Genomic DNA, 16,913 nt, shown 5'->3' with positions numbered 1-16,913 from the left:
GATGGAATTCGGTGAACGTAGCAGTGTGCCCGAACCCACACAAGAGTTACGACACGGTTTCCTGCTCCGAACCCGGCAGGACACGCGACTGGGCCGCGAGGTCCGCCTGGGCTTCCGGGCTTTCGAGTGCTGCCGTGATGGCTCGCACCAGTTCCCGCGCCGAGGCGGCGCTGAGCTCGATCCCGACCCGAGCACCCACTCCGGCGTCAGGGTTGACGAAATCGATGATCAACGCGTGGTCGTACGGAGCGCTGACGGGGTGGTCGTAGAAGACGTTGGCCCGCGTCACCTTCAGCCAGTCCGGCACTCCCCGCGCGGCACCGGCGATACCGATCTGCTCGGTCATCCACGTGCACATAACATCCTCCTTCAGCGCAGGTGTTCGTCGTAGAACTCGAAGACCCGCTCCCACCCGTCCACGGCCTGCTCCTGCCGGTAGTTGGGCTTGTCCGAGGCGAAGAACGCGTGGCCGGCGCCGTCGTAGCGGAAGAACCTGAACGACTTCCCGTGCTTGGTCAGCACGCGTTCGATCTCGTCGACCTGGTCCGGGGTGGGGTTGAGATCGTCGTTGCCGAAGATCCCCAGGAGCGGCATCGACATGTCCGGCGCCCTGTGGATGACGCCCTTCGGCGCCGGACCCGGGCGACCGGGATCGGGGGGTTGCGGGAGGATGCTCCCGCCCCAGCAATCCACCGCCGCGTCGAGCGAGGGCACGTCGCAGGCCGCAAGGAACGCCTGCCGGCCGCCGGAGCAGAAGCCGATCACTCCGACCTTCCCGTTGGCGCCCGGTTGCGCCCGCAAGTACGCTGCGGCACCCGCGATGTCGCCCATCACCTGGTCGTTGGGCATCGCCTTGGCGAGCCCCTCCGCACGTGCGGCGGCGGCGACGTCCGCCCAGTGCCCGGGACCGCGCCGGTGATAGAGATGCGGAGAAACGGCCGTGTAGCCCCGGGCCGCGAAGTTCCGCACCACATCCTTGCACCACGGGTCGAGTCCGGGAGCGTGGTGGAGCACCACGACTCCGGGGGTCGGCTCGGTGGTCACGGGCCGGGCGAGGTAGCCCTCTATGGGAGTGCCCAGATGGCCGGCGAATCCGACGACCTCGGCAAACATGGCTTCCTTCAAGGACGTTCCCCCCTCAGGAGTACGGACGCGATCACGCGGACGCCCGCATCTCGTCCAGCAGGCCGAGCAGCTCCGCCTCGCTCAGGGACAGGTCGATCGCCTCACTGAACGGCTGCGGCCAGTCGATGCCCGTGTGCCAATAGACCTCGACGCGGTTGTCCTCCGGGTCGCGGAAGTAGCAGCCGATCGCGTTGCCGTGGTTGTTGATGTGGTCGATCGAGTACTTCCGCTCGACGATCTGCGCGTAGAACTCCCGCAGGTCCGACAACGACTCGACCACGAAGGACAGTTGCTGCGGGTCGGTGTGCCGGTCCGCGTTCTTTGCCAGGAGCAGTTCGTGGTGCTCCTCGCCGGGGCGCGAGCTGAGGAAGACGCGCCGCTCGTCGCGGTCGGTCACGGTCATACCGAGAAAGCCCGAGTAGAACTCGAGCATGACCTCCGGGTCGGTGACGAACAGGCCGACGTGGCCGAGACGGGTGACCTTGGGCATGGTGACAGTCCTTTGTGTGGTGGGGCGCCGAGGGGCGCGATTCAGGGGGTGACGGTCGTCGGCCAGGCCGACGAACCGGTGACGACGTCCAGCAGCCGGTCGACGTCGTCGAACGCGTGGCCTCGCCAGGCGACGTGGTGATCCGAGCGGAGCAGCGTCGCGGGTGCCAGGTACAGGTCGTGCAGGGCGGCCCGGTCGGGCTCGCCGGGGGTGACCACGTCGAGGGGGACGCCGCGTGCCGCGGCCGCTCGGCGCAGCGGTTCGGTGTCGATCTCGTCCAGTACCAGGAGGGTGAACCCCGGGCCGATGTGGTCGTAGAGGGAGGAGCCGTCCTTGAGCCAGTGGTGGGGAGCCCGGTTGCCCGGAGCCGCCGAGGGGACGTAGTCCTCGAAGTTGGCCGGCGGCTCGTCGACGCCGTCGCGCAGGACGATCGGCGAGCTGGAGTACCGGTAGCCCAACTGGCCGCCCATGCGCTTGAACTGTCGCGCCTTCTGCACCTGGATGTCTTCGGCGACCTGGGCACGCACCGCGTCGCCCTCAGGGCCGGGGTCCTCTATACCGTCGCGCACCAGCTGCGACGCGCCCACGGCCTGATTGCGCTCGCAGCCGTCGAGGATGAACCGGGCCGCTTCGCCCCGCTCGATGCTGTAGCTCGCCAGGAGCAGGGGGCCGCCCCATCCCTGGACGAGCGCTGCCAGCTTCCATCCGAGGTCGGCCGCGTCCCCGATGCCGATGTTCATACCGAACCCGCCCATCGGGGAGACCAGGTGGGCGGCGTCTCCCGCCAGCAGTACCCGGCCGAAGTCGTAGCGCGGCGCCTGCATCGAGTGGGTGATGAACGTTCCGCCCTCCATCGGCTCGACCTCGAACTCGGCGCCGACCGACCGGAAGAGCATGTCGCGGCACGCCTCCCAGTCGTCGCCGTCTATGTGACTGGGCACCGGAGAACAGAAGTACGCCCACTGGTCCTCGCCGGACTGCGGTACCAGGCTGTCGCAGTAGCGGTCCTCGTTGTAGAAGAGCGTCATCGACACCATGGGCGAGGCCTTCCAGTGCTCGGCGAGCCCGGGGGCACGCAGATGCCAGAGGAAGCTCCGCGCCAGGTTGGCCTTGCCCTCCAACCGCACATTGAGAATCCGGCTGCGCAGCCGCGACCGGCTGCCGTCCGCGGCCACGAGGTAGTCGCTGCGGAACACCTGCGGCCCGTCGGGTGCGGTCACGTGCACGGTGACGCCGTCGTCGTCCTGCTCGAACGACTCGACCGTGTGCCCGAAGCGCACGTCGATCAGCGGGAGTTCCGCGGCCCGGGCTCGAAGGGTCTTCTCGATGGCCTCGTTTGGCGCCCACTCGGCGACCTCCGAGGCGATCGGCAGCCGCTCGGACCACTCGTAGGCCCGGGGGAAGTGCTGGATCAGATGCCCGTTCAGCCGCGTCACGAAGGCCACGTCCCGCTGGATCCGCGGGCTCACGGGGTCGTTCTCCCGCAGCGCGTCGGCTATCCCCCAACGGCGGAAATGCTCCATCGAACGGACATTTGTCATGTTGGTGCGCGCCGAGAAGCGGTCTGCTTCCGCACGGCTTTCGAAGACCACGCTTGCCACGCCGCGCTGTGCAAGGTCGATGGCGAGCGCCATGCCAACGGGCCCACCGCCGGCGATCGCCACCGAGGCCGACCCCTCTATAGGTGCCCTGCTCACACTTGACCTCCATTCCGTCAGGTGAAATCTGATTCCAAAATAGACCTCAGCTCACGCCATGTCGAGCGTTCGGCGGGCAGTTCTTTCGTCCGTGTGTCGCGAGGGTTACTTCGCCGGGGAGGAGTGCACGGACCAGGAACCGACGGACCCGCCAAACCACGACGCGGCCGCCGGGCGAGTGCTCGGCGACCGCGTTCTCGTTGCTCGGTGGAGAGGTACGACAGGCAGCGCGCGCACGCACTTGCACACGGCGCGACGGGGCGCCTAGGAGCGTGGGTCAGTAACGGGCAACCGGTCGGCGGTTCACTGCGGTCGCCTGGTGAGTGGCTTCGGGACTGGTGAGTGGGGCGGCGGTCCTGGGATTTCGGTGCTTGGGGCCGGTCGGCCCGGCTGGTCAGGCAATCGCTGCGGTGATGCCGGCGCTTCCGACGTGCCGGAAGATCTTGCGGAGGTTGTGGCAGGCGGCCAGCAGGCGCCACTCGCCTCGGGCGCCGTCTTCACCGCGTAGGAGGAGCTGGCGTCCGTTCTGGCAGGTCATGATCTGGCCGAAGACGGGTTCGACGATGGCCTTGCGGCGGCTGTAGGCCATGCGGCCGGGCTTGGTCCGCAGTTTGCGTGCCATGCGCTCAGCGTGGCGTCCTTGGGGATGCGTCCGCGAGGTGCGGGCGGGACGTGCTCGTCGTGGGCGAGTCGGCCGGTGGCCATGAACGTGTCGGTGCCGCAGGCCAATTGCCGGTCCTTGGCGGCTTCCAGGTTGGCCTCGGAGCAGTATCCGGCGTCGACGAGGGCCTGCTCGGGGTGGGCGCCAGTGTTGGCCGCGGACTGGTCGAGCATCGCGGTGTAGTTCAGCGCGCCGGAGGGATTGCAGGTCACGTCGGCGGCGGTGATGACCTGGTGGGCCTCGTCGACGACGGCCTGGGCGTTGTAGGCCTGGATGTAGGCGCCGTCGCTGTTCTTCATGATCCGCGAGTCGGGGTCGGTGAAGTTGGCCTGGGCCTTCGGCTTGGGCCTGGCCTTGGCGGCGGCCTTCTCGCCGGCGTCGGTGACGGCCTGCTCGTCGCCGGTACCGGCTCGTTCTTGGCGGCGGCGTTCGGTGTCCTGCGCGTGGCGGCGGGTCTTGTCGGCGGCCTCGGCCTCGATCTGGGCGCGAGCGGCCTGCATCCTGGCCAGGCGCTTCTCGCGGCGGTCGAGTTCGGCGGGGAGGTCCACGTCTTTGCCGTCGGGGCCGAATGCCTGGTCCTCGGCCGCATCAGTGGCCTCGGCGTCGGCCAGCAGAGCCCGGGTCTTGGCCTCCAGGTCGGCGATCTCGGCTTCGACGCGCTCTTCTTTGGTGACCAGGCGGCCGTAGCTCATCGCCTTGTGCTTGGAGGCAGTGGCTTCGAGTTTGGTGCCGTCCAGGGCGACGCGGCCCATCTTGACCATGCCCAGCTTCTGCGCGAGGTGCAGGGACTGGGTGAACAGGTCGGCGAGAGCGTCCAAGTGGCGGCGGCGGAACCGGGCGATAGACCGGAAGTCCGGTGCCTGGTTGGCGGCCAGGAACCGGAATGCGACATCGTCCACGCACTTGCGCTCGATCGCCCGGGACGAGCGGACGCCGGTGGTGTAGCCGTAGATCAGCAGCCGCACCATCAGCCGCGGGTCGTAGGGCGGGTAGCCCCGCTTCTCGGTGTAGTCAGCCAGGACCGGTCCGAGGTCAAGAACGTCGTCGACCAGCTCGGCGACGAAGCGGGCCAGATGATCCCGGGGCAGCCAGTCGTCCAGCGACGGCGGCAGCAGCAGGACCTGGTGCGGGTCGAACGCCCTGAATCGCTTGTCCACCGCCGCCGCACGACGTGGCGGCCGTTTGCCCTCGGCTGGCTCGACCTCGAACAGCCCCTCCTGGTCACGCATACCGGGATCATCCCGCACAAGTGATCACCAGACGCGCGCGGGTTGCCGGTTACTGTGACTGAGCACGCTGGTTGGCCGCTCTGAGCATTGCAGCCGGCCGCCGGCGCGTGCGCCAGCCGTCAGGCGTCGAAGCGGCGGCGGGCGGCCTCGATGTGACCGAAGTACTGGTGGGTCCAGCCGCACATTCCGTCGACCGTTGCGCGCAGGGCTTGACCCGGCTCGGTGAGGGTGTATTCGACCCGCGGTGGGACGGTGGGGTGCACGGTGCGCTCGACCAGGCCGTTGCGCTCCAGCATGCGCAGGTTCTGGGTGAGCATCTTGTGGCTGATGCCCTCGATCTCGTTCCGCAGCTCGCTGAAGCGCAGGGTGCGATCACCGAGACCCTCGACGATGAGGAAGGCCCACTTGTTGGCGACGTCGGAGAAGATCTCCCGCGCCAAGGAGCCCGCACGCGCCAGGTCTGCATCCTCGGGCGAGCCTGTGAACTGCTTGGTCACCATAAGGTTCTCCAGTCACTGAAAAGTGCGTTCTTCCACGTCAGCTGCCACTCTCTTACAGTTCCTGAGTAACCACAAGAGAGTGAGCGTCTTGGTCGGCGCGGACGCGAGCCCACAGGCGCTCAGGACGAGGAGACAGGCAGCATGGCCATCACCTTTATGAACCCCAGCGGATTGCCCAAGATCGACGTCTACCGGCAGGTGTCGATCGCATCCGGGTCGAGGCTGGTCTTTGTCGCCGGGCAGGTCGCCTGGGACGCCGAGGGAGTCACGATCGGCGAAGGCGACCTCGCCGCCCAGGTCGAGCAGAGCTATCTCAACGTCGGCACCGCCCTGGCCGAGGTCGGTGGCTCCTTCGACGACGTGGCGAAGCTGACCTTCTACGTCGTCGACTGGACCCCCGCCAAGATGCCCCCGCTCCTGGAAGGGATCTCCCGGGCAGCCGCGCAGCTGGGGATCACCCCGGCCCCGCCGACCACGCTGATAGGCGTTGCGGCACTGGACGTTCCCGACCATCTGGTCGAGATCGAAGCCACCGCGGTCCTCGACTGAACAGGCGCTCTTTGCCACTGAGCCAACTACGGCGCTCAGCGGCCAACCAGCGTGCTCAGTCACAGTTACTGACCCACGCTCCTAGCGCACGGGGTGGGCGGAGCCGGACCCGCGCGGCGCGTGCGCCGCCCAGTCCACGTCGCCCTCGGCGTCCAGCATGTCGGGGTCGAACATGACGATGGTCGTGGCGACCAGGAGGACCAGGAGCGGGCCGGCGAGCATGACCATGAGGAACCCCAGATTGCTCGTCGACTCGTCGATCGTGGTGTGGCCGTTGAGCCGGATGGTGAGGGCGGTCATGCCGATGTAGTGCATGCCGGTCACCGCCACGCCCATGATCAGGCTCGCGCCCATGCTGGACCACAGGGCGTGGATGGAGACCGCTCCCCACAGCGCCACCGTGGTGATGACGAGGGTGAAGACGAAGGTGAGAATCACGATGGTGCCGTCGTAGTGGAGGCTGCCGTCGATCTTGATGGCACTCATACCGAGGCCCTGCATGGTCACCACCCCGTTGCCGGTGATGATGCCCGCCAGTGTCAGGATCACCGCGGACCGGCCCCGGTAGCCGGCGAGGAACATGCCGGCGGCGACGCAGACGATGACGACCGCGAGGCTGACGAACACCTGGTCGCGGTCGTAGCGAACCGCCACACCCTCGATGTCGAAGCCGATCATGGCGGTGAAGTGCATGGCCCAGATACCGCAGCCGAATGATATGGAGCCCAGAGCCAGCCATCTGCCTCTGTGATGTGGACGGCGCAGTGACCGTGTCGTACACCTCAGCCCGAGTGCCGACCCGACCGTGGCCATCAGGTAGGCGGCGATCGGCGTCACGGCGCCGTAACTGAAGTTGGTGACGGTGCCCGTCATACGGTTCTCCTCCGTGCGGGAAGGCGGGATTGCCACGGGCGCGGCGGCCGGACGCCGCCGGGCCCGGTCCCGGCCGCACGCGTTCGGGAGACCCGTACCGGCTGGGGTGGAGGGCACTGCTGCCCAGGGGGCCGGGCGCACGCGCTCACCGCGTCGAGCGGCCCGACCCCCTCGGCCCGTGCCGAACGATCACGTACCGGCCGGGGCCAGCACGATGTCGAAGGAGACTCGTGACCATGAGTCGTCCACCGCGCGGCCGTCCGGCGTCGGGGAGCCGGGAGCCTGGCGCTCGAACTTCTTCACCAGGGACTCCTTGACCCCGAACACCGTGTCCGCGTCGAGCAGTTCGTCGCCACTGACGAAGATGTGGGTGACCAGCGTGCGCTGCCCCGCGGCACTGACCATGAAGTGCAGATGCGAGGCCCGCATCGGGGATCGGCCGACGGCCGCGAGCATCTTCCCCACGGGGCCGTCGTGGGGAATGGGGTACGGCGTCGGTGTGACGCCCCAGAACGAATAGCGTCCCTCGGCGTCGGAGAAGAGATGGCCGCGGGCCGCGGTCCGGCCGTCGTCGTGCTGGACGTCGTAGAGGCCCTCGGCGTCGGCCTCCCAGACCTCGATGCGCGCACCGGCGACCGGCGCGCCGTCACTGTCGGAGACGGTGCCCTCCACCCAGCACGGTTCCCCGGACGCGACGCCGGAGATGGAGCCGCCTGGGGCGATCTCAGGGCTGTTCTCGACGAAGAACGGTCCGAAGACGGTCGCCTCGGTCGCGTCGCCGTACGCCTCGTTGTTGATGCCGATGGTCTGCATCGACAGTCCGAGTACGTCGGAGAGCAGGATGAATTCCTGGCGCTTGTCGTCCGTCATGTGGCCGGCGGCGGTCAGGAACTCGATGCCCTTGGTCCACTCCTCCTCGGTCAGACGGACCTCGCGGGCGAAGGCGTGCAGATGGTGCACGAGCGAGGTCATCAGCTGCTTGAGCCGCGGGTCGGAACAGCCGTCGAACGAACGGACGACACGCTCGACCAGGTCCGCCTCGCGACGCTCCTGTTCTGCGGAGACGGTGTCGGTCATCGGGGCTCTGCTCCTTCCCAGGCCGCGTGCAGCAGCCCGGTGATGTTGTCGACGGTCACGGGGGTCGGATTGCCCGGCGGCACAGCGGCGAGGATCGCCTCCGCGGCGGGGCCGATGCCGGATTCCGGCATGCCGTAGTCCCGAAGAGCCCGGGGCGCGTCGAGCCGGGTGCGCAGCCGGGCGAGCCCGTCGGTCGCCGACCCGACGTCGAAGGCGGCGGCGATACGTCGCTCGGCGTCCGGTGCCGACGGCACGTTGAAGGCGAGTACATGGGGCAGGACGACGGCATGGGTCTGGGCGTGCGGAAGGTCGAACATGCCGCCGAGCACGTGACAGATCTTGTGGTGCAGCCCCGAGCCCGCCGAGGCGAACGCCACCGCGGAGAGATAGGCGCCGTACAGGGCGTGTTCACGCCCGTCGAGGCCGCCCGGCTCGGAGACGACCAGCGGCAGTCCGACGTTCAGGGCCCGGATGCCCTCGCCGGCCAGTGCCCGGTCGATCGGGTCGGCCCGTGGCGCCCACATCGAATCGACGCAGTGGGCCAGGGCGTTGAGCCCGGACGCCACGCTCAGGTCGACCGGCAGGGTGAGCATGAGCGTCGCGTCGTAGACGATCGTTCGCGGAAGCACCCGGGGGTCGGTGCCGGTGGTCTTGCGGGCGTGCTCGGTGAGTCCCCAGACGTTGGTGGCCTCCGAGCCCGCGTAGGTGGTCGGCACCGCCACGATGGGCAGACCGGTGGTGAGCGCCACGGCCTTGGCCAGGCCGGTCGTCGAGCCGCCGCCGATACAGACGAGGGCGTCGACGCGATGGGCCTCGGCCTGTTCTCTGGCCCGTTCGGCGACCTCGACCGGCACGTGCATGGCCACCTCGTGGTGCCAGTGCGCCACGGGCAGGTCTGCGGCGACCTCTTGGGCGAGTTCGCGCTCGGCCTCCCCGGCGATCACCATGACCCGCGACGCACCGAGTTCCTTGATCTCGGCGACCAGATTCTCCGCTGCCGCAGCGGAGACGAACAGGACACGCTGCGCGAGTGTGTCGTGGGCGAACCGCATGCTGTTCACGCCCTCCCCAGAATCTGGAGCAGCGCCGTGCGCAGAGCACCCTCGGGATCATCGGGCATCGTCATCGAGCGCCAGGCGATGTGCTTGTCGGGTCGCACCAGTAGGGCGCCGCTCTCGGCGACCTCGCGCAGCTTCGCCCAGTCGTAGTAGAGGTCCGTGACCTCCTGACCTGGCCCGATGACGACGGTCTCCAGCGGAATCCGGAGTTCGTGCTGGACCTTTTCGGCCACCGAGGCCCAGGCTTCGCCGGCGATGCCGGTGACGAGGGTGAACCGGTCGTAGGGGGCGAGGTCCATCATCGCCTTCCGCTCCATGGTGTCGCCGACCCAGGCGTGCGGCAGGTGCGCGCCGGGCACGGTGGACATCTCGTAGTACAGGTCGGGATCGCGACTGGGCTCGGGCAGCGAGGATCCGTCGGAGACGACCGCGGCCGACTCGTAGTGCTGTCCGAGGTCCACTCCGTGGGCGTTGAACTCGTAGTTCTTCAGCTCCATCGCGTCGACCAGGGCGGCGCGCTTGGCCGCGCCCTCGGGCGTGTTGGCCTTCCGCTCCTCGATCGCCGCGACCATCTCGTCCTCGGTCGTGGCGTCGAGCAGTCCGAGCACCTCGAAGAACTGCACGAACTCACGGCTGGACCGGTTCGCCCGCCGGACGATGCGCTCGGCCACCGGCGCCCGCTCGGCCGAGTAGGTGTCGAGCAGGCTCGGGTCGGCCTGGCCGCGCAGCACGAGGGCGAGCTTCCAGGCCAGGTTGTAGGAGTCCTGGATCGAGGTGTTGGAGCCCAGACCGTTGCTCGGCGGGTGCCGGTGGATCGCGTCCCCGGCACAGAAGACGCGGCCCTTCTGGAGGTGCTCGGCGTACATCTCGTTGTTGCCCCACAGGCTGGTGCCGGTGATCTCGACGTCGATGTCGGGCATGCCGAGGAGGTCGCGCACGATCTGCGTCGCGGAGGCCTCGTCGACGACGGGGGGCTCGTCGTTGATGTCGTAGCCCCAGACGATCAGCCACTCGTTCCACGGCCGCACCATGCGCACCAGGCCGGCCCCGATGCCTCCGACGTTCGCCCCCGGCTGGATGACCCAGTAGAGGACCGACGGCCGGTGACCGACGTAGGCCTCGATGTCGGCCTTGAACGTGATGTTCATCGACCCGGCGATGTCCATCGCGCCCTCGTAGCGCAGGCCGATGTCCGCGGCGACCTTGGAGCGGGCACCGTCGGCGCCGATCAGGTACTTGGCCCGGATGGTGTACTCCGCCCCGGTCAGCCGGTCCCGGGCCAGGACGTCCACGCCGTCCGCGTCCTGCACGTGCGAGACGTACTCCGTGGAGAACCGCGTCTGGGTGCCACGTACGGTCGCGTTCTTGACCAGGATCGGTTCGAGATAGGTCTGCGGGATGTCCACCACGAGGCAGGGCGACGCCAACTGGTAGTCGGCTTCGCGGGCCGGGTGGGTCCCCCAGGTGTGGATGCGCCCGATCTCCTCGCCGGCGATCGACGTGCAGAACACCGTGTCGCCGACCAGGTGATGGGGTGTGGAATCGGCGAGGACCTGGTCCTCGATGCCCATGTCCCGGAAGATCTCCATCGCCCGTTGGTTGGTGATGTGGGCCCTCGGGGTGTTCGCCGTCCACCGGTACTTCGTGATCACCATGTTGTCGACGCCCAGGGTCGACAGGAACAACGCCGCCGACGCGCCGGCCGGTCCTGAGCCGACGATGAGGACGTCGGTCTCGACCACCGATGACGCGGGCGGACGGGTCTCGGGTTGGCCATCGTCGAACACGGGCATGTGACACACCTTTCTTCGTCCCGGTCAGGGGCACCGGGCTGGTGCGTCGAGTGTCGGCGGTCACACCCCGGCGGCTCCAACGATCCGGGCCGAGATGGCGGAAATGAGGATGGCGCGCCGCGGATCGATCAGACGGACCCGGCGCGAACCTCGCCCGCCGTGATGCCGAACCGCTCGTGGAAGGTGCGGGAGAAGTACGCGAGCGACGTGAAGCCGCACCGTGCCGCCACGTCCGACGTGCGCAGGCCGCTCGCGGAGCCGGAGGTCAGCATGCTGTACGCCGTGTCCAGCCGGCGCGAGAGGATGTGGGCGGGCACGCTGGTGCCGGCGGCCGCGAACAGACGCGACAGATGCCGCTCGCTGATCCCGGTGGCGGACGCGATGTCGGCCGCGCGGAGCGACGGGTCGGTGAAGTTCTCCTCGATGAACATCCGGGCCGCCGCCCTGTGGGCCACGGGCAGCCCGACATGGTCACAGGCGGCGAGCACCGACACGAGTTCGACGATCGCCTGCTCGTCGGCCGGCACCGGGCGGTCGCGGCGGACCGCCCGTCCCGCGAGCCGGGCCAGGGCCCGTCCGTGCGGGTTCTCGCCGACGCCCACGTCGACGACGACGGGGGTGGGCAGGCTCGGCAGGCCGGTGAGCGCGGAGAACTCCGCACGGGGAACCTTCACCGCCAGTTCCTCCAGCCCGTGGCCGAACCCACGGACAAAGGGGCGGTCGGCGTCGCAGACCAGGAGCTGCCCGGGCCGCAGCACGCGACGGTGTCCGTTCTGCTCGAAGACCGCCTCTCCCGTGATGGCCATGTAGACGACGATCGCCCCGGTCGGTTTGGCCTCGACCAGCTCGGACGAGCGCTCGACCACGTGTCGGGTGCCACGGACCCGGGCGAGATGGACCCGCTCGAGCTGGAGGTTCACCTCTGCGGCCGAGAACGACCCGGCGACCGGCGGTCGGCAGGCGAGGGCGATCAAGGACTCCGCGTTGTGCCGCTCCCAGAGCTCCACCTGACGGTCCGGCTCGATCTGCGCGGTGGCGAAGCGATGGGCTCGGGGAATCCTGACGGAGCCGATCAAGCTGCACCTGCCTGGCTCGATACCAACACCACCACAGTGTGCGTCCGGGGAACGTGTAGGCCAAGGGTCGAGACGGCACCACCGGCTCCGAGCGCGCCGGGGCGCGCACAGGGCGCCCAACGACTCCCCGTCACCGGTCCCCCGCCGTGTCGCCTACCGCTGTTCGGCACTGCTCGACATGTGCTGCTCGATCATCGCCGCAATCCGTTCGGTGGCCCGCGAGTTCCGCAGTTGTCGGCGTGCGAGCCCGAGGGTGACGGTCTCGGTCTCGGCGAGCGGGACGTAGACGACCCTGTCGAGGCGGAGGCTCTGTACCGATTCCGGGACCAGCGCGACGCCGTGGCCGGCCGCGACGAAGACGACCAGGGTGGAGGTCTCGCCCACCTCCGTCAGCGGTGAGGGTACGAAGCCGGCACGGGCGCAGGCCGCGAGGACCCGGCCGTGCATGGAGGACCGGCCCTGGGAAGGGTGGACGACGAAGGACTCGTCGGCGAGTTCCGCGAGGGAGACCCGGCTCCGGTCGGCGAGCCGGTGCCCGGCGGGCAGGGCGGCCACCAGCCGTTCGGACCGCAGGGCGGTGAAGCTCAGGCCGACGTCCGGCAGGGCGTCGGAGCGCAGCAGGGCGAGGTCGTAGACGCCCTCGCGGAGGCCTTCGACCAGCGTGGGGTTGAGCAGTTCGCCGTGCAGTTCGAGGGCCACGTTCGGGAGCTGCTCCCGTACCCGCCGGGCGATCTGCGGCAGGACGTCGTACGTGGCGGTGCCGACGAAGCCGATGGACACCCGCCCCGCCCGGCCGGTGGCGAGCAGCGCCATCTGCTCCTCGGCCCGTCCGACCTCGGCCACGATCGACCGTCCGTAGATGACCAGCTGACGGCCGGCCTCGGTGAGTTCGACCCGCCTGGTCGACCGGGTGAACAGCGTCGTGCCCAGTTCGCGCTCCAACTGCTTCAGCTGCTGGGAGAGGGCGGACTGGGCCACGTGGAGGCGCTCGGCGGCACGGCCGAAGTGGCACTCCTCGGCGAGTGCCAGGACGTAGCGGATCTGGCGGAGCTCCATGACCGCAGCTTATCTGTTTCGGTGATAAATCATGCGCCAATAGGTATTGGACGTGATTAATGGAAGGGACCTAGCGTCGCGTCCATGGTTGCCAGCTTCGTTTACAGCGCAGTGCGCACGCCCTTCGGCCGCTACGGCGGGGCGCTCGCCGAGATCAGGCCCGACGACCTCGCCGCAACGGCGGTCACGGCGGTGCTGGGCAAGGTGCCCACGCTCGATCCCGCCGCCCTCGATGACGTGGTCTGGGGCAACGTCAACGGTGCGGGCGAGGACAACCGCAACGTCGGCAGGATGGCGGTCCTCCTGGCGGGGCTGCCGACGACGGTGCCGGCGGAGACCGTGAACCGGCTCTGCGGCTCCTCCCTCGACGCGGCGATCATCGGCTCGCGCGCCGTGGAGAGCGGCGACGCCGACATCGTCCTGACCGGCGGCGTGGAGTCGATGACCCGGGCTCCGTGGGCGCTGCCCAAGCCGTCCCGGGCCTTCCCCGCGGGCCATGTGACCGCCCTGTCGACCACCCTGGGCTGGCGACAGGTCAACGAACGCATGCCGAAGGAGTGGACCGTCTCCCTCGGCGAGGCCAACGAGCAGCTCAACGACCGGTTCGAGATCTCCAGGGAGCGCCAGGACGAGTTCGCCGCCCGCTCCCACACCCTCGCGCACGCCGCCTGGGAGGAGGGCTTCTACGACGACCTGGTGGTACCGGTCGTGGTGGACGGCGAGGCCGTCCTCTCCCGTGACGAGGGGATCAGGCCCGGATCCACGCCGCAGAAGCTGGCCGGCCTCAAGCCGTCCTTCCGGCCCGACGGCCGCATCACGGCGGGCAACGCCTCGCCGCTCAGCGACGGCGCGTCCGCCGTGCTGATCGGCTCGGAAGCGGCGGCCTCCCGGATCGGCAGCGCGCCGCTGGCCCGCATCGCCGGGCGCGGGGTGTCGGCGCTCGACCCGCAGATGTTCGGGTTCGCGCCGGTCGAGGCGGCCGAGCGGGCGCTGAAGCGGGCCGGGATCTCCTGGGCCGACGTGTCGGCGGTCGAGCTGAACGAGGCCTTCGCCGTGCAGTCGCTGGCCTGCGTGGACGCCTGGAAGATCGACCCGGCGATCGTCAACACCAAGGGGGGCGCCATCGCCGTCGGCCATCCGCTCGGGGCCTCGGGCGGCCGGATCCTCGGCACGCTGGCCGCGCGTCTGCGCGCGTCGGGACAGCGGTGGGGCGTCGCCGCGATCTGCATCGGCGTCGGACAGGCGTTGGCCGTGGTCCTGGAGAGTGCGGTGTGAACGTCATGACGTGCGGGGATCCCGACGAGGCCGTCGCCGGCATCGAGGACGGCTCGACCGTGCTGGTGGGCGGGTTCGGCACGGCCGGCATGCCGGCCGACCTGATCGAGGCGCTCGTCCGGCAGGGCGCGACCGGGCTGACGGTGGTGTCGAACAACGCCGGAAACGGCGACACCGGACTCGCGGCCCTGCTGGACAAGGGGCGGGTGCGGCGGATGGTGTGCTCCTTCCCCCGGCAGTCCGACTCGTGGGTCTTCGACCGGCTGTACCGCGAGGGACGCGTCGAACTGGAGCTGGTCCCGCAGGGCACGCTCGCCGAGCGGCTGCGCGCGGCCGGTGCCGGGATCGGCGCGTTCTACTCCCCCACCGGAGCCGGCACCCTGCTCGCCGAGGGCAAGGAGACCCGGGAGATAGCGGGCCGGACGCATGTGCTGGAGTACCCGATCAAGGGGGACGTCGCCCTGATCAGCGCCCACCGGGCCGACCGGATGGGCAACCTCGTCTACCGCAGGACCGCCCGCAACTTCGGGCCGGTCATGGCCACGGCGGCGACCACGGTGGTGGCCCAGGTGCGCGAGATCGTCGATATCGGCGCACTCGACCCCGAGGCCGTGGTGACCCCCGGCATCTACATCGACCGAGTCGTACAGGTGGTGCCCGCAGCATGACGAATCCGACGAGCTCACCCCCGCCCCTCGTGGAGCACCTCGACCGGGGGCCGCTGACCGAGCACGAGATGGCCGCGCGGGTGGCGCGTGACATCCCGCACGGCTCCTACGTCAACCTGGGCATCGGCCGGCCGACCCTGGTGGCCGACCACCTTCCGGACGGGGCGGGGGTGGTACTGCACACCGAGAACGGCATGCTCAACATGGGACCGGCGGCCCAGGACGGGCAGATCGATCCCGACCTCATCAACGCGGGCAAGATCCCGGTCACCGAACTGCCCGGAGCCGCCTACTTCCACCACGCCGACTCCTTCGCCATGATGCGCGGCGGTCACCTCGACATCTGCGTACTGGGCGCCTTCCAGGTGTCCGCGGCCGGCGACCTCGCCAACTGGCACACCGGCGCCCCCGACGCCGTCCCGGCCGTCGGCGGAGCGATGGACCTGGCGATCGGCGCCAAGCGGGTGTTCGTGATGATGACGCTGTTCACCAAGCAGGGCGCGCCCAAACTGGTCCCGGAGTGCACCTACCCGCTCACCGGCGTCGGCTGCGTCGACCGCGTCTACACCGACGTCGCGACGTTCCAGATCGGTCCCGGAGGCGCCACCGTCCTGGAGACCTTCGGCATTCCGTACGACGACCTCGCACACCGCCTCGGCGTCGCCCTGTCTCGCCAGGACTGGACCTGAGCGCTCCCGAATCCGGGGCCGGCGGTCTTTCGTCGCCACTCACACCTGTACTGCACCGTTCAGTAACTTTGTACCGTACGGTAGGGTTCACTGAAGGTCAAGTGATGAGACGTGTACCGGCTCCCACCAGGGCCGGGATTCGGCGAGGAGTGAGATGGCTGAGCAGGAGCGCCCCCAGCGCGCGGGCACGAGTCGGCGGCAGAGCAAGCGGGAATCCATTCTCGACGCGGCCGTCGAGCTGTTCCTGGAACTCGGTTTCGATCAAACCTCGATGGATGCCGTGGCGGCGGAGGCCGGCGTCTCGAAGACCACCGTCTACGCGCACTTCGGCGACAAGCTGGAGCTGTTCCGGGCGGTGATCGCCCGCGGCGGAGCCTCCCTCGACTTCGATCTGGACCAGACGATGCTCGACTCCGTCGACGACCCCCAGGAGAGACTGGCACGCATCGCCCTGAAGCTCCTCCAGGCCACGACCGCCCCGAACTACCTGGCCTTCATCCGCGTTCTGACCGTCGAGGCGGCCCGCCGCCCCGAGCTGACCGACACACTTCGGTCTCTCGGTGTGCCCCATGTCGTCGATCTGGTGGCCGTGGCGCTCCGCGAGGACGCACGGCAGCACGGCTACACCCTCTCCGACGCGGAGTCCTACGCCGGACTCTTCGTACGCATGACGGCGGCCGGACCGCAGATGGACGCGCTGCTGGATCTGGACGCCGACCGCGACCCGGCCCGCCTCGAGGCGTACGCCCGATGGACGACGGCCATCTTCCTGCGGGGCCTGAGCGCCGCCGACCGGCCGGATGTACCCGATTCCGCGATGAGCCAGGTCTTCCCCTGGATGTCGCGCGCGAACTCCTGACGCAGCCGCGGCGCGGGAGACGGGACCTCCCGCGCCGCGGCCTTCCCGAGCGCCCCTGAGGGACGCCGGACACCGCACCCTCCGACCTCCTTGCGGCCTCCCTTCGGGCGGCGAAGACGACTCGATTTCGTGCAGCCCTCTTGACCGATCGAATGCACTGAACCGTACAGTGCACTAATCGGAGTGCCGCTCGGCGCTCGACGCCTCAGCGAGCCATTGGCCGCACGAGACCGCCCCG

The 16,913-nt window shown here is 69.3% G+C and carries 16 protein-coding genes and 1 pseudogene; 5 read left to right on the top strand and 12 right to left on the bottom strand.

The window, feature by feature from the left end; all coding sequences use genetic code 11:
• Positions 1-46: 46 nt before the first annotated feature.
• The 6 genes and pseudogenes from SSP08S_RS43910 to SSP08S_RS43885 all read right to left on the bottom strand — a co-directional run bounded on the left by SSP08S_RS43910 (position 47) and on the right by SSP08S_RS43885 (position 5,702).
• A complete protein-coding gene (locus SSP08S_RS43910) occupies positions 47-358 on the bottom strand; it encodes a DUF6295 family protein (RefSeq protein WP_019074013.1) in 312 nt (103 codons plus the stop codon).
• Between the two features lie 11 nt (positions 359-369).
• On the bottom strand, positions 370-1,113 hold the full coding sequence (locus SSP08S_RS43905; RefSeq protein WP_019074012.1) for a dienelactone hydrolase family protein: 744 nt from the start codon (positions 1,111-1,113) through the stop codon (positions 370-372).
• Between the two features lie 43 nt (positions 1,114-1,156).
• Positions 1,157-1,615 (bottom strand): VOC family protein, encoded by a 459-nt coding sequence (locus SSP08S_RS57100; RefSeq protein ID WP_019074011.1) that lies wholly within the window; start codon positions 1,613-1,615, stop codon positions 1,157-1,159.
• A gap of 41 nt (positions 1,616-1,656) precedes the next feature.
• On the bottom strand, positions 1,657-3,312 hold the full coding sequence (locus tag SSP08S_RS57095) for an FAD-dependent monooxygenase (protein WP_043260215.1): 1,656 nt from the start codon (positions 3,310-3,312) through the stop codon (positions 1,657-1,659).
• Positions 3,313-3,706: 394 nt separating this feature from the next.
• A pseudogene (locus SSP08S_RS57090) lies at positions 3,707-5,130 on the bottom strand (IS1182 family transposase).
• Positions 5,131-5,321: 191 nt separating this feature from the next.
• The gene (locus SSP08S_RS43885) at positions 5,322-5,702 is read right to left on the bottom strand and encodes a winged helix-turn-helix transcriptional regulator (protein WP_019074009.1); all 381 of its coding nucleotides are present in this window, start codon (positions 5,700-5,702) and stop codon (positions 5,322-5,324) included.
• 141 nt (positions 5,703-5,843) lie between these two features.
• Between SSP08S_RS43885 and SSP08S_RS43880 the strand changes: the two genes are divergently transcribed.
• Entirely contained in the window at positions 5,844-6,251 is a 408-nt protein-coding gene (locus SSP08S_RS43880; RefSeq protein WP_019074008.1) for a RidA family protein, read from the top strand.
• Between the two features lie 81 nt (positions 6,252-6,332).
• Here SSP08S_RS43880 and SSP08S_RS43875 read toward each other — a convergent pair whose 3' ends face one another.
• The 6 genes from SSP08S_RS43875 to SSP08S_RS43850 form a co-directional block, all read right to left on the bottom strand.
• Positions 6,333-7,124 carry an MHYT domain-containing protein gene (locus SSP08S_RS43875; protein WP_019074007.1) on the bottom strand — a complete coding sequence of 264 codons (792 nt, stop codon included), beginning with the start codon at positions 7,122-7,124 and terminating at the stop codon, positions 6,333-6,335.
• Positions 7,125-7,313: 189 nt separating this feature from the next.
• Positions 7,314-8,201 carry an intradiol ring-cleavage dioxygenase gene (locus SSP08S_RS43870; RefSeq protein WP_019074006.1) on the bottom strand — a complete coding sequence of 296 codons (888 nt, stop codon included), beginning with the start codon at positions 8,199-8,201 and terminating at the stop codon, positions 7,314-7,316.
• On the bottom strand, positions 8,198-9,253 hold the full coding sequence (locus SSP08S_RS43865; protein ID WP_026179353.1) for a maleylacetate reductase: 1,056 nt from the start codon (positions 9,251-9,253) through the stop codon (positions 8,198-8,200). Before SSP08S_RS43865 ends, SSP08S_RS43870 begins: the two co-directional genes overlap by 4 nt.
• 5 nt (positions 9,254-9,258) lie before the next feature.
• Positions 9,259-11,052 (bottom strand): FAD-dependent oxidoreductase, encoded by a 1,794-nt coding sequence (locus tag SSP08S_RS43860; protein ID WP_019074004.1) that lies wholly within the window; start codon positions 11,050-11,052, stop codon positions 9,259-9,261.
• A 128-nt stretch (positions 11,053-11,180) separates the two neighbouring features.
• A complete protein-coding gene (locus SSP08S_RS43855; protein ID WP_019074003.1) occupies positions 11,181-12,128 on the bottom strand; it encodes a helix-turn-helix domain-containing protein in 948 nt (315 codons plus the stop codon).
• Between the two features lie 153 nt (positions 12,129-12,281).
• On the bottom strand, positions 12,282-13,184 hold the full coding sequence (locus SSP08S_RS43850) for a LysR family transcriptional regulator (protein ID WP_019074002.1): 903 nt from the start codon (positions 13,182-13,184) through the stop codon (positions 12,282-12,284).
• Between the two features lie 84 nt (positions 13,185-13,268).
• Between SSP08S_RS43850 and SSP08S_RS43845 the strand changes: the two genes are divergently transcribed.
• The 4 genes from SSP08S_RS43845 (at position 13,269) to SSP08S_RS58480 (ending at position 16,675) form a co-directional block, all read left to right on the top strand.
• Positions 13,269-14,459, top strand: coding sequence for a thiolase family protein (locus SSP08S_RS43845; RefSeq protein ID WP_019074001.1), 1,191 nt, complete (start codon positions 13,269-13,271; stop codon positions 14,457-14,459).
• A gap of 5 nt (positions 14,460-14,464) precedes the next feature.
• Entirely contained in the window at positions 14,465-15,127 is a 663-nt protein-coding gene (locus tag SSP08S_RS43840; RefSeq protein ID WP_043260227.1) for a 3-oxoacid CoA-transferase subunit A, read from the top strand.
• Positions 15,124-15,816 (top strand): 3-oxoacid CoA-transferase subunit B, encoded by a 693-nt coding sequence (locus SSP08S_RS43835; protein ID WP_019073999.1) that lies wholly within the window; start codon positions 15,124-15,126, stop codon positions 15,814-15,816. Before SSP08S_RS43840 ends, SSP08S_RS43835 begins: the two co-directional genes overlap by 4 nt.
• Before the next feature lie 154 nt (positions 15,817-15,970).
• Positions 15,971-16,675, top strand: a complete 705-nt coding sequence (locus SSP08S_RS58480; RefSeq protein WP_019073998.1) for a TetR/AcrR family transcriptional regulator — start codon at positions 15,971-15,973, stop codon at positions 16,673-16,675.
• The last annotated feature ends 238 nt before the right edge of the window (positions 16,676-16,913 follow it).

Origin of the sequence: Streptomyces hokutonensis, from assembly GCF_000376565.1 — a bacterium.
In the GTDB taxonomy this organism is placed as follows: Bacteria; Actinomycetota; Actinomycetes; order Streptomycetales; family Streptomycetaceae; genus Streptomyces; species Streptomyces hokutonensis.
The sequence above is the reverse complement of the archived record's forward strand: the minus strand, read 5'-3'. Positions and strand labels throughout refer to the sequence as shown.